Origin of the sequence: Actinomadura sp. K4S16 (genome assembly GCF_008327685.1) — a bacterium.
Classification (GTDB): Bacteria; Actinomycetota; Actinomycetes; order Streptosporangiales; family Streptosporangiaceae; genus Spirillospora.
Genome location: NZ_BDDE01000010.1, coordinates 1065453 through 1079092, shown reverse-complemented (window position 1 = coordinate 1079092; position 13640 = coordinate 1065453). Strand labels below are relative to the sequence as shown.

Here is a 13640-nt window from a genome sequence, read left to right as displayed (position 1 = left end):
CCCGGATTCGGCCCTGGCGTGTCAGAGGCCCGCACTAGTGTTCCGACCAACTGGAGATCACTTCTCGGAGGCCCGACGATGTCCCTCGACCTGATGGAACTGCTGCCCGGCGACTGGCGGGAGCGGCTCGAACCGCTGCTCGACCCGATCGGCACCGCCGCGCTGGGCGCGTTCGTCGCGGGGGAGTACGCCGGGCAGACCGTCTACCCGCCGCGCGAGGACCTGTTCAACGCGTTCCGGCACTGCCCGTTCGAGGGCGCCCGGGTCCTGATCCTCGGGCAGGACCCCTACCACGGCCCCGGCCAGGCGCACGGGCTCAGCTTCAGCGTGCGCGAGGGCGTGCGCCTCCCGCCGTCGCTGCGCAACATCTACAAGGAGCTGGCGGCCGACCTCGACGTCCCGGCGCCGGTGTCGGGCGACCTGACCCGCTGGGCCGACCAGGGCGTCCTGCTGCTGAACGCGGTGCTGACCGTCCGCGGCGGCGAGGCGGGCTCGCACGCGGGCAAGGGCTGGGAGGACTTCACCGACGCCGCGATCCGCGCGCTGAACGACAAGAGCGAGCGCGTCGTGTTCGTCCTCTGGGGCGCCTACGCCCGCAAGAAGGCCCGCCTGATCACCGGCCCCCAGCACACCGTGATCGAGTCGGCGCACCCGAGCCCGCTCAGCGCCAAGAAGTTCTTCGGGACGCGCCCGTTCAGCGCCGTCAACAAGGCCCTCGTCGACGCCGGCCGCCCCGAGATCGACTGGGCCTAGCGGGCCTGTCTCGAAGCGGCCTCGGCCACGCGCGAACGCGTGACCTGCCCGGTTCTGCGAAGCCGGAGGCGAGCGGAACCGGGCTGATCGCGAAGCGATGCCGCGTTCGCCCAGGCCCGGTCACGTAGCGAGCCGCCAGGCGAGCGAAGCGGGCCGGGACTCTGAAACACGGCGGCCTCACCCGCGCGGGGGACGGGGGCGCCCGGGCTCACCCCGCGGCGGGAGGCGCGGGGCGGCCGGTCCGGTGGATCGTCGTCGCATGACCGTTTCCGTTCACCGGCCCGCCGTACGCGCGCGCGCCGCGCACGGCGGGCCCGGGCCGCTGCGCCTGGCCGTCTGCGCGGCGACGATCGCCGCGTGCGTCCCCTACCTCACCATCAAGATCGCCTGGCTGTCCGGCAGCACGGTCGGCTGGAACGACGCGTCCGCCGCCGAGGGCTCCGCGCTCTACGTGGGCAACGCGATCACCCTGGGCATGGACGCGGCGGCCGTGCTGGTGGCGCTGGCGTTCACCTTCCGCTGGGGCCGCCGCATCCCGGCGTGGCTGGTGCTGGCGCCGATCTGGATCGTGGTGGGGCTGCTCGCGCCGATCGTCCTCGCCGTCCCGCTGGGGACGCTCCTGCAGGCGCTGTTCTCGTCCGAGCCGCTGACGGGCGGTGACAACGCGCTCCAGGGCTGGGTGTACGGCATGGTCTACACCGGCTTCACCGTGCAGGGCGTCGGGCTGCTGGCGGCGTTCGTCCTGTACGCGCGCGACCGGTGGCCGCGGATCTTCGAGATCCGCACCAGGAGCGTGCCCAAGGGGCCGACCCACTCGCTGCAGGTGCTGCTGGCGCGCGGGGCGGCCGTTCCGGGCGCGGTCTTCGCGGCGGCGCAGCTCTTCTGGGCGTTCGGGGGGACGGCCGGCCTGCGCGGCCACGAACTCGCCGACCGGAACCTGGCCCAGCAGCTGGCCGACGGCGTGGAGGGCCTGCTCGGGGCCGCCTGCGTGGTCGCGCTCATCCTGATCGTCCAGCGCGCGGGCCGCCCGGCCCGGTTCGCGGTGCCGCTCGCCGTCGCCTGGGCCGGCTCAGGCGCGATGTTCGCGGCGTCCCTCTACGGGCTGCTCGTGGTGCTCGCCCAGCCCGGCTTCCTGGCCCCGGACGCCGCGTCCGCCACGGGGCTGGTCGCCCTCGCCGGGGTGCTCACCGGGCTCGTCACCGGCCTCACCGGCGCGTTCCTGCTTGCCGAGGGTCAGAGCGCCAGGCCGATGGCCAGCAGCACGCCGTAGGCGATCTGGAGCCGGCCGGTCTCGCCCAGCACCGGGATCAGGGCGGGGCCGGTCGCGCCGTTCAGGACCTTCTGCGTCGGCGGCAGCGAGAGCGGCGCCGCGAGCAGCGCGAGCAGCGCCCACGGGTGCGCGGCCCCCAGGACCAGGGCGAACATGAACGGCAGCGCGGTGCACGCCGCGTACATGATCCGGGTCCAGCGGTCGCCGAGCACGACGGCGAGGGTGCGCTTGCCCGACTCCCGGTCGGTGGGGATGTCGCGCAGGTTGTTGGCGACGAGCAGCCCGCACGCCAGCAGCCCGATCGGCACGGCGGCCGCCCACGCCTCCCACGGCAGCTCCTCGATCAGGACGTAGGTCGTCCCGACGACGGCGACCAGGCCGAAGAAGACGAAGACCGAGACCTCGCCCAGCGCGCGGTAGCCGTAGGGCGTCTTGCCGCCCGTGTAGAACCAGGCCGCGAGGATCGCGAACGCGCCGACGAGCAGCAGCCACCACGTCGTGACGGCGGCCAGCACGAGCCCGGCCACGGCGGCGGCGAGGAAGCAGCCGAGCGCGGCGGCGAGCACCTGCTTGGGCGGCGCGACCTTCGATCCGACGAGCCGCAGCGGGCCGACGCGGTCCTCGTCGGTGCCGCGGATGCCGTCGCTGTAGTCGTTGGAGTAGTTCACCCCGATCTGGAGGACGAGGGCGACGACCGCGGCGAGGGCCGCGCGCCACCAGACGGGGTCGCCCGCTCCGGCGGCGGCGCCGGTGCCGACGACGACGGGAACGAGGGACGCGGGCAGGGTGCGGGGCCGGGATCCGGCGACCCATTGGGAGAGCGTGGCCACAGTTACCGCTTGTTCTCGTAGGACGACAGGGGGACTAGCGCTTCGATTCTTCCCGATGATCATCAGTGCTCGGGCGCAGCCGCAGCGCCGGCCCGAGCCCGAGCGCGAGGATCGCCGCGGTGGTCAGGGCGGCGTTCCGGGTCGCGACGGCGAGGCTGGCGTCCGCGGCGTGCGCCTCGGCGGCGAGGCCGGGGGTGGCGTGCAGCTCGCGCCCGTACGTCCCGGCGCTGCCGCGCAGGTCGTGGGCGACGGCCGCGCGCCGCTCCGGACTCAGCGACGAGCCCGCGAGCCGGTCGGTCATCGCGTGCCCGAGGCTCGTCGCGAACACCGTCCCGATCGCGGCGATGCCGAGCGCCGCGCCGACCTGCCGGGCCGTCGACTGGGTCCCGGACGCCTGGCCCGACTGCGCGGCCGGGACGTCCGCCAGCGACACGTTGGCCAGCTGCGCCGAGGTCAGCCCGAGGCCCAGCCCGTACAGCAGCATCCACGGCGCGAGGCCGAGCCCGCCCGTCGTCGCGGAGACCGTGAGGGCCAGCGCGACGACCGCGGCCACCTCCAGCACCATGCCGATCTGCACGACGCGGTGGGCACCGCGCCGGTTCGCGAGCCTGCCCGCGTACCCGCCGGACAGGAACGCGCCGACGGCGAGCGGCAGGATCGCCAGGCTGATCTGCAGCGGGTTGGTGCCGTGCACGCCAAGCAGGAAAAGCGGCAGAACGAACAGCAACCCGAGCTCGCCGACGCTGATCAGTGCGGAGGCCAGGTTGCCGCGCCGGAAGTTCGGGACGCGGAACAGCGCGAGGTCGAGCATCACCGGCCGCCCGGACGCCGCCCGGGCCCGCTCCACCAGGACCAGCGCCGCGATCAGCACGACGCCGAACGCCAGCACCGCCGGGACGGGCGACAGGGCGGACTCCGGCCAGTCGAACCCGGCGGCGGAGAACGGGCGCGTCGGGGCCCACCAGCCGTACGTCTGCCCCTCGATGATCCCCCACACCAGCGCGCCGAGGCCGAGGGCGGCGAGCGCGCCGCCCGCCCAGTCGATCTCGTGCCGCGCGCCGCCCGGCGCGGGCGAGCGCGTCTCGGGCAGGAACCGCAGCGCCCCGGCGATCAGGGCGGCGCCGAGCGGCAGGTTGATCCCGAACGCCCACCGCCAGCCGCCGCCGGTGGCGAGCGCGCCGCCGGCGAGCGGCCCGAGCGCGGCCATGCCGCTGATCATCGAGCCCCAGACGCCGAAGGCGACGGCCCGGTCCCGCCCGGTGAACACCGCGTTCAGCGTGGACAGCGTCGCGGGCATGACCATGGAGGCGCCGACGCCCTGCAGCGCCCGCGCGCCGATGAGGGCCGAGCCGCCGGGGGCCAGCACGGCGCCTAGGCTCGCCGCCGCGAACACCGCCACCCCGAGCACGAACATGCGGCGGCGCCCGACCAGGTCGCCCGCCCGCCCGAACGGGATGAGCAGCGCGGCGAACACCAGCGAGTAGACCGAGGTCGCCCATTCGGCGTCGGACGTCGACAGGCCGAGGTCGGACACGATCCGGGGCAGCAGCACCCCCATGATCGTGGCGTCCACCACGACCAGCGAGACGCCGAGGCTCAGCACGACCAGGCCGAGCCGGCGATGCCGGCCGGAGGGCGCCGGCGCGGAGGCACGAGGCGGCGTCAGGGAGGTGGACTCGGGCACGACCTCAAAGATATGGCCGGGGCGCCGGTGCGTCTCACCGGCCCCTCGCTAGGAGCCCGCCTCGTCCGGCGCGGTGCTGATGTCGGTGTGCAGCCGGATCTGCCGGACGGGCTCGCCCATGTCGAGCGTGCGGGCCGTCCCGTCGGGGGCCCACCCGGCCGAGCCGAGGAACGTCCGGGTGGCCTCGTCGCCTTCGAACACCCAGGAGACGAGGGTGTCGAAGCCGTCCTCGCGGAGCAGGTCCACGGTGGCGGCGAGCAGCCGGCTGCCGTGCCCGGCGCGCGTGTGCGGCGGGTCGACCAGCAGGGTGATCAGCTCGGCGGCGCCGGCGGGGTCGAGGTCGGCGTCCTCGGCAGGGCCGTGCGCGGCGAACCCCACGACCAGGTCGGACGCCACCGCGACCAGCAGCCGGTGCCGGGGGCTCGGCGGCGCCGTCGCCGCCTCGGCCCACTTCTCCCGCCACCGCTCCAGAGCGGCGTCGCTGGTCACCTGGCTCAGGACGTCCGCCGGAAGCAGGTCGCCGTACCCGTGCCGCCACGCCCGCACCTGGACGGCTGCGACGGCGGCCGCGTCCGCGCGCCGCGCGGGCCGCACCCCCACATCCGCCATGCCGTCCCACGTCCTCTCGCCGGGATCCGCGCCCTCCGCCGGGCTCGCGGTCCACCCTAGCGAGCGCCGGCTACCCGGGAGCGCGCCGCCGTGCCCGGTAGGCGCGGGTCTTGGCGCGGTTGCCGCAGACCTTCATCGAGCACCAGGTGCGCGAGCGGTTCTTGGAGGTGTCGAGGAACGCCCAGCGGCAGTCGTCGACCTGGCAGGTCTTCAGCCGCGGCCAGGTCCCGGCCGCGACCGAGTCCATGATCGCGGCGGCGATCCGGGCGAGCCCGCCGGCGGCGGTGCCGGGCGGGTCGATCGGGACGAGCGCGGGACGCGGGCCGGTGAGGACGACGCGCAGCGGCAGGGCGGCGAGGGCGTCCTCGAGTTCGTCCGGAAGGTCGGCGTCCTGCGTCCCGTGGTGGGCGGCCATGGCCTCGCGCAGGCCCTCACGAAGGGCGACGGCGGTGCCGAGGTCGGCCTCGGCGGCGACGGCGCCGCCGGGGACGAGCCCGCGCCCGGCCAGCCATCCGGCGAGCCCTGCGGGCGTCGCGATGTCGTCGGCGGCGGATTCGACGTCGAGGGTGTTGACGAAGTCGATCAGCAGCGCCGCGGGGTCGCTCGGCGGCGCCGCGGGCTCGTCGCCCGTGTGAGTGCCGGCCATCGCGTCCTCCCGCTCGTCCACGGAGAACTCTACCAAGTGGCGACACCGGCATAAAGCTTTTACTGGTTGCGCGGACCGGGACACCGGCATTACGGTTTAGATGGTGTCAACGAACGAGGGGACGACATGAACGAGCTGCCGTACTTCGGGGTGCTCGCGATGCGCCATGCCTGGGCCGACCGCGAGTACGCCCGCCTGCACGCCGACATCGTCGAGGCGCGGCTCGTCGCCCGCGCCCGGGCGGAGGAGCGCGCCGCGCAGCGGCGGGCCCGGGTCCTCGGCATGGTCGGCGGGCTGCACCGGGCGCGCCGCACGCCGCCCGCCCCGTACTGCGCCCGCGCCGCGGCGCACTCCGCGCCTACGGCGGGAGGCGCGCGATGATCCCGAAGGTGGGCAACCTCGTCATCGACTGCGTCGACCTGGACGCCATGGCCGCCTTCTGGGGCGGCCTCCTCGGCATGAAGACGACGGCGGCGAGCGGCGACTGGCTCGACCTGGAGCCGCTCGGGACCGGCGGGCCGATCCTGTCGTTCCAGCGCGTCCCCGAGGGCAAGAGGACCAAGAACCGGCTCCACCTGGACCTCGACGTCCCGGACATCCGCCTCGCCGGCGAGCGGGCCGCGAGCCTCGGTGCGACCCCGGCCGCCGGGCCCATGGGGAACCCCGCGAACCCGTTCCAGGTCTGGCGCGACCCCGAGGGCAACGAGTTCTGCTTCTGCACCGCCTCCTGACCGACACCCGCCCGTAGGGGCCGACGCGGCACGGCCGGGGCGGTTCAGGAGTGCAGGACGGCGGCTAGGCGGCGCACGCCCTCGGCCAGTTCCGCCTCAGAGGCCGCCGTGCCGTAGCTGATCCGCAGGTGGGGAGCGGGCGCCTCGGCGGGGAAGAACGGCCGGCCCGCGCTGACCAGGACGCCGGCGCGCAGCGCGGCCTCGGCCAGTGCGGTGTCGTCCACGCCGTCCGGCAGCCGGGCCCACAGGTGCAGCCCGCCCGCCGGGCGGTTCGCCCGCAGTTCCGGCAGGTCGCGGGCGAACGCGGTGAGGAGGGCGTCCCGGCGCGACCGCAGGGCGGCCCGGACGGTGCGCAGGTGCCGCGGCCAGCCCGGCGAGCTGACCAGTTCGAGCAGCGTCTCCTGCAGCGGCCTGGCGGGGAAGAACTCCTCGACGAGTTGTGTCGCGCGGATCCGCTCGGCGACCGGGCCCCGGGCGATCACAGCGGCCACCCGCAGGCTGGGCGCGGTCGCCTTGGTGAGCGAGGCGATGTGGACGACCCGGCCGTCGGCGTCCTGCGCGATCAGCGGCGGCGGGGGCGGCGGCGCGTCGATGCCGAGGTACCGCGCGAAGTCGTCCTCCACCACGAACGCGCCCGCCGCGCGCGCCGCGGCGAGGACCCGCTCGCGCCGCTCGGCGGCCAGCACCGTGCCGGTCGGGTTGTGGAAGGCGGGCTGGGTGTAGAAGGCGCGTGCCCCGCTCATCGCGAACGCCTCGGCGAGCAGGTCGGGACGGACGCCGTCCGCGTCCACCGGCACGGGCACCGGATGCAGCCCGCTCGCCCGCGCCACCGCGAGGACGCCGAGGTACGTGGGCGACTCGACCAGCAGCGGGGCGCCCGGCGGGACCAGCGCGCGCAGCACGGTCGTCAGCGACTGCTGGCCGCCGCTCGTGATCAGCACGTCGGCGGGGGAGACGCCGCCGCCGACCGTGCGGGCGAACCAGGCGCACAGTTCCGGCACGCCGCCGAGCCGCGGCATCTCCCACGCGTCCGGCCGGCGGGCCGCCCGCGCCGCCGCCGTGGCGAGCGCCCGCACCGGCTGGAGCGTCGGATGCAGGTAGCCGCCGCTGAGCGCGGCCGTGCCGTCCGGCGCCGGGGTGAGCAGCCACGACACCCCCGACGCGTCCACCGACCGGTCTCCGAGCGTCACCGCCTGCCAGTCGTGGTCGGGCGGTTCACAGGCGGCCTCGGGCCGCGGTGCGGCGAACGCCCCGCTGCCCGGCCGCGTCACGACGAGGCCCTCGGCGGCCAGGAGGCCGAGCGCCCGGGACACCGTGACCGGGCTGACGCGGTGCCGGTCGACCAGCGCCCGGCTCGACGGGAGGCGCTCCCCGGGGGTCATCCGGAGGACCTCCGCGCGCAGCCTGCCGGCCAGCGCCGCCACACTGCTATCGTCTTTCATGAGGACACAAGATAGCGCTACTGCCCCCCGGGCGATAGCGGCCGGCACTTCGGGGGCGGGGCTGGGGCTCGCTGCCCTCGGCGTCCTGACCTTCTCATTCACCATTCCGACCACGGTCCTCGGGCTCGAAGGGCTCGACCCGTACGTCATCGGCATCGGCCGTTCCGCCGCCGCGGGCGTCCTCGCCGTCATCGCACTGCTATCGGTCCGGGCGCGCCCGCCGCGCCGCGGGCAGTGGGCGAGCCTGGCGGTCGTCGCCGCCGGAGTGGTCTTCGGGTTCCCGCTGTTCTCCACCCTCGCGCTGGACCACGGCGCCTCCGCCGCCCACTCGGCCGTCGTCGTCGGGCTGCTGCCCGCCGCCACCGCCGTGCTCGGGGTCCTGCGCGCGGGGGAGCGCCCGTCCCGCGTCTTCTGGCTGGCGAGCGCGGCCGGCGCGGCCTGCGTCACCGGCTTCGCCCTGGTCCGCGGGGCGGGCCGCGTCACGCCCGCAGACCTGCTGCTGTTCACCGCCCTCCTCACCTGCGCCGCCGGCTACGCGGAAGGCGCGCGCCTGGCCCGCGACATGCCGGGCTGGCGCGTCATCTCCTGGGCGCTCGTGCTGGCGGTCCCCGTCACCGTCCCGGTCACCGGGTGGCTGCTCGCCACGACCCGTCCCGTCTGGACGGCCCACGCCGTGCTCGGCTTCGGCTACGTGTCCGTCTTCTCCGCCTACCTCGGCTTCTTCGCCTGGTACGAGGGCCTGGCGCGCGCAGGGATCGCCCGCGCCAGCCAGATCCAGCTCACCCAGCCCATGCTCACGCTGCTCTGGTCGGGTGTGCTCCTCGGCGAGCGGATCGACGCCACGACCGCGCTGGCGGCCGTGGCCGTGCTGGTCTGCGTGGCCCTCACCCAGCGCGCCCGGATCCGGCGCACCCTGCCCGATCTCGCGCAGGAGCGCGCGGTCGGCATGCCCGCCGGGCACGCCCGGCACGGGTGAGGTCAGTCCTTGACGATCTGGGCCAGGAGCGTGACGACCGCCACGCCCACCCCGATCGGGATCGCCAGATCCGGGGCGGCGGCGGCGAGCGCGGCGGCGCCGACCGCCGCGAGGACGATCACGAGGGCCCGCGTACTGATCAGGGGGCGGGGCTCGCCCTGCCTCGGTGGGACTCGCATGCCGGTTGACCTCCATCCGCGTGGACGGTAAGGGCCGAGCGGCTCCCCATCGTGACCAACGGGCCGACACCACGAGCCGCCTCGTGAATACAAGGTTCCCCCGTTGTCAACCGCTGCCGCGCGCGGCGCGCGAACACGTCCCAACCATGATCATTTTATGGCCGGACCGTGGGGCGCGGCTGGGGCGCCGCTGGGACGGCGGCGCGCTCGCGCCCGGCTCATCCGCCATGATTGCGCGATGCGGGTTTTGGGGCGGGTCGGACGGATTCTGGGGTGGGCGGCGGCCTACGTGCTCGGCCTGGCCGCGCTCGTGCTCGCCGGGGCCTGGGTGTGGTGGCAGCCCGAGCCCCTGGCGCGCGGCACCGAGGCCAACGCCCTGTGGGCGCGGCACCAGTGGGTGGGGGAGCCCCACAGCGACGCCGAGTACCAGGCGCTCGGAAAGCTCCTGGCGGAGAACCGCATCACCGACGTCTTCTTTCATACGGGGCCGTTCGAGGCGGACGGCACCGTGCCGGAGAGCAAGTACCGCTACGCGCGGCAACTCATCGCCGCCATGCGAAAGTACGCGCCGGGCGTCCGCGCGCAGGCGTACCTGGGGCAGATCCGGATGGTGGACGGCAAGGGCGTCATCGACCTGGACGACCCCGCCGTGCGCGCCCAGGTGGTCAGGACGGACGCGACCCTCCTCGACCTCGGGTTCGACGGCATCCACTACGACTTCGAGCCGATCTACCCCGACGACCGCGCCTTCCTCGCGCTCATGGACGCCACCCGCGAGCTGACCCGGGCGAAGGGGAGGCTGCTGTCGGTGGCGCTGGAGCAGCCGACTCTCCTGGACGCCGTCCAGCCCGTCTACAAGGCCCTCATCCCGCGCACGGGGAAGATCCACTATCCGCCGCGTCCGACGGAGGACTTCCTGCGCGCCGTCGCCGACCGCGCCGACCAGGTCGCGATCATGACCTACGACGTGGCGCTGCCGACGCGCGCCCTCGCCGGGTGGCACTTCGCCCGGCACACCCGCAGGACGCTGGAGCTCATCGGCGACCGGACCACGGTCTTCATGGGCGTCCCCACCTACCGGCCCCTCGCGGAGTGGGCGGAGGACCTGTCCGTCGCGCTGCGCGGCGTCCGGCGGGGGATCGACGACCTGGAGCGGCCGCCCAGGCGCCCGTACGGGGTGGGCGTGTACGCCGACTGGACCACGAACCCGTCCGAATGGTCACGTTACCGCGCAACCTGGCTACCCCGGGCGACAGGAAGTTTTGGCGGCTGAGAAACCCGCGCCGTCACGTTCCGAAACGCCGGTATCCCCAGGTAAAAAGGGGTGGATATCCGTACATCCACGGGGGTAGTGGAGGGTGCGGAAGGTCAAGCTTCGACTGGCGGATGCCAAAGGAAGTGGAGACGGCCGATGGGCACTCAGCAGTCCGCGCGGTACGACGCCGACCGGATCGGCGAACTGGCGGCCGAGTTCGCCGACTGGCGGATCGGCAGGGGCGGGTCCGGCCAATGGTGGGCGGTCCGGGGGAACGACCTCGTGCGCACCTCCGACGTCGAGGAGCTGCGTGTCCGACTCCATGAGATGACCGATGGGTCACGTTATCCAACCGAGTCCGGGACGTGGCCGGACTGACCCCGTAACGCGGCTTTTGCGTGCCACGATGTGCGTTGTGGGAGCCGCCGCCACGCGTACCCCCGAGCGTGTGGCGGCGGCTTCCTTCCGTTTTCGCTCGTTCTGCTTCGACCTGCGGGTCCAAGTGGATGGGCCGGAACGGTACCGTTCGTTGCATGGCACCCAGCACATCCACTGGCGCTCCGTTCGGACGGATGCTGACCGCCATGGTCACCCCGTTCCTGCCCGACGGCGGCGTCGACTACGACGGCGCCGCGCGCCTCGCGACCCACCTGGTCGATGAGCGGCGCCATGACGGCCTCGTCGTCAACGGGACGACGGGCGAGTCGCCCACGACGAGCGACGAAGAGAAGAGCACGCTCCTTCGCGCGGTCATCGAGGCGGTCGGCGACCGCGCGGTGATCGTCGCCGGTGCCGGGACCAACCACACCGAGCACAGCCTGAAACTCGCGCGGCAGGCCGAGGCGGCGGGCGCGCACGGCCTGCTCGTGGTCACGCCGTACTACAACAAGCCCCCGCAGGAGGGCCTCGTCCGCCACTTCACGGCGGTGGCCGACGCGACGGGGCTGCCCAACATGCTGTACGACATCCCGGGGCGCGCCGGGGTGCCGATCCAGAACGACACGCTCGTGCAGCTCGCCGAGCACCCGCGGATCGTCGCCGTCAAGGACGCCAAGGGCGACCTGTTCGGCGCCTCCAGGGTGATGGCCGAGACCGACCTCGTCTGGTACTCCGGTGACGACAACCTCAACCTGCCGTGGCTGTCGGTCGGGGCGGCGGGGTTCGTCAGCGTGGTCGGCCACGTGGTCGGGACCGAGCTCCATGAGATGATCGACGCCTATCTGGCCGGCGAGCACGGCCGGGCGCTGGAGATCCACCGGCGGCTGCTGCCCGTGGTCGCCGCCATCATGACCCGTACGCAGGGCGCCATCGCCGTCAAGGCAGCGCTGAACCTGCTCGGCCTCCCCGGAGGCGGCCCGCTCCGCGCGCCGCTGGTGGAGGCCTCGCCGGAGTTCGCGGCGCGCCTGCGAGAAGACCTCACGATAGGGGGAGTCAAAGTGCCGGAGGTCGTCATCCCGGAGGTCGCCCGGTGAGCCATCCTCACCCGGATCTCTCGGAACCGCCCGCACCGCCCAAGGGGGGCCTGCGGATCGTCGCGCTGGGCGGGCTCGGGGAGATCGGCCGCAACATGACGGTGTTCGAGTACGGCGGCCGCCTGCTCATCGTCGACTGCGGCGTGCTCTTCCCCGAGACCGAGCAGCCCGGCGTCGACCTGATACTGCCCGACTTCGAGTACATCAGGGACCGGCTCGACGACATCGAGGCCGTCGTCGTCACGCACGGCCACGAGGACCACATCGGCGCCGTCCCGTACCTGCTGCGCGAGCGCCGCGACATCCCGCTGGTCGGCTCGCGGCTGTCGCTGGCGCTGCTGGAGGCCAAGCTCACCGAGCACCGCATCAAACCCGTGACCGACGTGGTCGCGGAGGGGGAGCGCCGCTCGTTCGGGCCGTTCGACTGCGAGTTCCTCGCCGTCAACCACTCCATCCCGGACGCCCTCGCCGTCGCCGTGCGCACGCCCGCCGGGCTCGTCCTGCACACCGGCGACTTCAAGATGGACCAGCTCCCGCTGGACGGCCGGCTCACCGACCTGCCCGGGTTCGCCCGGCTCGGCGCCGAGGGCATCGACCTGCTGATGTCGGACTCGACGAACGCCGAGGTGCCCGGCTTCGTCACCAGCGAGCGCAACATCGGGCCGGTCGTGGACGAGGTGTTCCGCACGGCGCAGGGGCGGCTCATCGTCGCCTGCTTCGCCTCGCACATCCACCGCGTCCAGCAGGTCCTGGACGCCGCCGTCGCCAACGGCCGCAAGGTCTGCTTCGTCGGGCGGTCCATGGTCCGCAACATGGGCGTCGCGCGCGAACTCGGGTACCTGAACGTCCCCGAGGACATCATGGTCGAGCAGAAGGTGATCGACGACATCCCCGGCGACCGGCTCGTGCTGGTGTGCACCGGGTCGCAGGGCGAGCCGATGTCGGCGCTGTCGCGGATGGCCAACCGCGACCACTCGATCCGCATCACCGAGCGCGACACCGTGATGCTGGCGTCGTCGCTGATCCCGGGCAACGAGAACGCGGTCAACCGCGTCATCAACGGCCTCACCCGGTGGGGCGCCCGCATCGTCCACAAGGGCAACGCGCTCGTGCACGTGTCCGGGCACGCCTCGGCGGGCGAACTGCTGTACGTGCTCAACATGACGAAGCCGGCGAACTTCATGCCGATCCACGGCGAGTGGCGGCACCTGCGCGCCCACGCCAAGCTCGCCGCGCTCACCGGCGTGCCGGACGAGGGCATCGTCATCGCCGAGGACGGCGTCGTCGTCGACCTCGTCGACGGCCAGGCCAAGATCGTCGGTGCGGTCCCCGCCGGGTACGTGTACGTGGACGGCCTGTCGGTCGGCGAGGTCACCGAGACCTCCCTGAAGGACCGGCGCATCCTCGGCGAGGAGGGGTTCGTCTCCATCGTCATCGGCGTCGACTCCAGTTCCGGCAAGCTCGTCGCCGGGCCCGAGGTGCACGCCCGCGGCGCCGGCATCGTCAACGAGGACTTCGACGAGGTCATCGCGCGGATCGAGGACGTGCTGCGGGACGCGGCCGGCGACGGCGTGAACGACGTGCACCAGCTCAACCAGCTGATCCGGCGCACCGTCGGCAAGTGGGTGAGCGAGAACTACCGCCGCCGCCCGATGATCATCCCGGTGGTCGTCGAGGTCTAGCGGCGCCGCCGTCCGGACGGCCGCGGACCGGTCCCCGACCGGGGCCGGCGACCGCGGCCGTCCGCTCGACACGCCCGCCCGCCATCCCGGGAACCGGGAGGGTCCTTGGTT

At 73.9% G+C, this 13640-nt stretch carries 15 protein-coding genes; 9 read left to right on the top strand and 6 right to left on the bottom strand.

Annotated features, from left to right (window positions below):
- The first annotated feature begins 78 nt into the window (after nt 1-78).
- The gene (locus K4S16_RS05760) at nt 79-753 is read left to right on the top strand and encodes a uracil-DNA glycosylase (protein WP_149257690.1); all 675 of its coding nucleotides are present in this window, start codon (nt 79-81) and stop codon (nt 751-753) included.
- Between the two features lie 259 nt (nt 754-1012).
- A complete protein-coding gene (locus tag K4S16_RS05755) occupies nt 1013-2023 on the top strand; it encodes a hypothetical protein (protein WP_149257689.1) in 1011 nt (336 codons plus the stop codon).
- Here K4S16_RS05755 and K4S16_RS05750 read toward each other — a convergent pair.
- From K4S16_RS05750 to K4S16_RS05735, 4 genes are all read right to left on the bottom strand, one after another.
- A complete protein-coding gene (locus K4S16_RS05750; protein ID WP_149257688.1) occupies nt 1987-2853 on the bottom strand; it encodes a 1,4-dihydroxy-2-naphthoate polyprenyltransferase in 867 nt (288 codons plus the stop codon). The genes K4S16_RS05755 and K4S16_RS05750 overlap by 37 nt on opposite strands.
- A 34-nt stretch (nt 2854-2887) precedes the next feature.
- Nucleotides 2888-4537: an MFS transporter gene (locus K4S16_RS05745; protein ID WP_235036591.1), complete on the bottom strand. Its 1650-nt coding sequence runs from the start codon at nt 4535-4537 to the stop codon at nt 2888-2890.
- Between the two features lie 48 nt (nt 4538-4585).
- Nucleotides 4586-5146, bottom strand: a complete 561-nt coding sequence (locus tag K4S16_RS05740; RefSeq protein WP_149257687.1) for a GNAT family N-acetyltransferase — start codon at nt 5144-5146, stop codon at nt 4586-4588.
- 70 nt (nt 5147-5216) lie between these two features.
- Entirely contained in the window at nt 5217-5813 is a 597-nt protein-coding gene (locus K4S16_RS05735) for a CGNR zinc finger domain-containing protein (protein ID WP_235036590.1), read from the bottom strand.
- A 105-nt stretch (nt 5814-5918) separates the two neighbouring features.
- On the opposite strand from K4S16_RS05735, the gene K4S16_RS05730 reads away from it, so the two are divergent.
- Entirely contained in the window at nt 5919-6173 is a 255-nt protein-coding gene (locus K4S16_RS05730; RefSeq protein ID WP_149257686.1) for a hypothetical protein, read from the top strand.
- Nucleotides 6170-6523 (top strand): VOC family protein, encoded by a 354-nt coding sequence (locus K4S16_RS05725; protein ID WP_149257685.1) that lies wholly within the window; start codon nt 6170-6172, stop codon nt 6521-6523. The genes K4S16_RS05730 and K4S16_RS05725 overlap by 4 nt, the downstream gene beginning before the upstream one ends.
- Nucleotides 6524-6567: 44 nt before the next feature.
- On the opposite strand, the gene K4S16_RS05720 is transcribed toward K4S16_RS05725, so the two are convergent.
- Nucleotides 6568-7965 carry a PLP-dependent aminotransferase family protein gene (locus K4S16_RS05720; RefSeq protein WP_149257684.1) on the bottom strand — a complete coding sequence of 466 codons (1398 nt, stop codon included), beginning with the start codon at nt 7963-7965 and terminating at the stop codon, nt 6568-6570.
- On the opposite strand from K4S16_RS05720, the gene K4S16_RS05715 reads away from it, so the two are divergent.
- On the top strand, nt 7964-8941 hold the full coding sequence (locus K4S16_RS05715) for a DMT family transporter (protein WP_149257683.1): 978 nt from the start codon (nt 7964-7966) through the stop codon (nt 8939-8941). The genes K4S16_RS05720 and K4S16_RS05715 overlap by 2 nt on opposite strands.
- A gap of 2 nt (nt 8942-8943) precedes the next feature.
- On the opposite strand, the gene K4S16_RS44240 is transcribed toward K4S16_RS05715, so the two are convergent.
- Nucleotides 8944-9120: a hypothetical protein gene (locus tag K4S16_RS44240; protein ID WP_160160852.1), complete on the bottom strand. Its 177-nt coding sequence runs from the start codon at nt 9118-9120 to the stop codon at nt 8944-8946.
- A gap of 238 nt (nt 9121-9358) precedes the next feature.
- Here K4S16_RS44240 and K4S16_RS05710 point away from each other — a divergent pair, with 238 nt between their 5' ends.
- The 4 genes from K4S16_RS05710 (at nt 9359) to K4S16_RS05695 (ending at nt 13529) form a co-directional block, all read left to right on the top strand.
- Nucleotides 9359-10393 carry a hypothetical protein gene (locus tag K4S16_RS05710; RefSeq protein ID WP_235036589.1) on the top strand — a complete coding sequence of 345 codons (1035 nt, stop codon included), beginning with the start codon at nt 9359-9361 and terminating at the stop codon, nt 10391-10393.
- Between the two features lie 138 nt (nt 10394-10531).
- A complete protein-coding gene (locus K4S16_RS05705) occupies nt 10532-10753 on the top strand; it encodes a hypothetical protein (RefSeq protein ID WP_149257682.1) in 222 nt (73 codons plus the stop codon).
- Nucleotides 10754-10908: 155 nt separating this feature from the next.
- Complete coding sequence (gene dapA, locus K4S16_RS05700) at nt 10909-11847, top strand: 4-hydroxy-tetrahydrodipicolinate synthase (protein ID WP_149257681.1); 939 nt, start codon at nt 10909-10911, stop codon at nt 11845-11847.
- Nucleotides 11844-13529, top strand: a complete 1686-nt coding sequence (locus K4S16_RS05695) for a ribonuclease J (protein ID WP_149257680.1) — start codon at nt 11844-11846, stop codon at nt 13527-13529. Before dapA ends, K4S16_RS05695 begins: the two co-directional genes overlap by 4 nt.
- Nucleotides 13530-13640: the final 111 nt, after the last annotated feature.

What these genes read in the sequence shown, in the direction of transcription:
- K4S16_RS05760 (WP_149257690.1), top strand. Translation starts at nt 79, where the DNA reads ATGTCCCTCGACCTGATGGAACTGCTGCCCGGCGACTGGCGGGAGCGG.
- K4S16_RS05755 (WP_149257689.1), top strand. Translation starts at nt 1,013, where the DNA reads ATGACCGTTTCCGTTCACCGGCCCGCCGTACGCGCGCGCGCCGCGCAC.
- K4S16_RS05740 (WP_149257687.1), bottom strand. Translation starts at nt 5,146, where the DNA reads ATGGCGGATGTGGGGGTGCGGCCCGCGCGGCGCGCGGACGCGGCCGCC.
- K4S16_RS05730 (WP_149257686.1), top strand. Translation starts at nt 5,919, where the DNA reads ATGAACGAGCTGCCGTACTTCGGGGTGCTCGCGATGCGCCATGCCTGG.
- K4S16_RS05725 (WP_149257685.1), top strand. Translation starts at nt 6,170, where the DNA reads ATGATCCCGAAGGTGGGCAACCTCGTCATCGACTGCGTCGACCTGGAC.
- K4S16_RS05715 (WP_149257683.1), top strand. Translation starts at nt 7,964, where the DNA reads ATGAGGACACAAGATAGCGCTACTGCCCCCCGGGCGATAGCGGCCGGC.
- K4S16_RS05720 (WP_149257684.1), bottom strand. Translation starts at nt 7,965, where the DNA reads ATGAAAGACGATAGCAGTGTGGCGGCGCTGGCCGGCAGGCTGCGCGCG.
- K4S16_RS44240 (WP_160160852.1), bottom strand. Translation starts at nt 9,120, where the DNA reads ATGCGAGTCCCACCGAGGCAGGGCGAGCCCCGCCCCCTGATCAGTACG.
- K4S16_RS05710 (WP_235036589.1), top strand. Translation starts at nt 9,359, where the DNA reads ATGCGGGTTTTGGGGCGGGTCGGACGGATTCTGGGGTGGGCGGCGGCC.
- K4S16_RS05705 (WP_149257682.1), top strand. Translation starts at nt 10,532, where the DNA reads ATGGGCACTCAGCAGTCCGCGCGGTACGACGCCGACCGGATCGGCGAA.
- dapA (WP_149257681.1), top strand. Translation starts at nt 10,909, where the DNA reads ATGGCACCCAGCACATCCACTGGCGCTCCGTTCGGACGGATGCTGACC.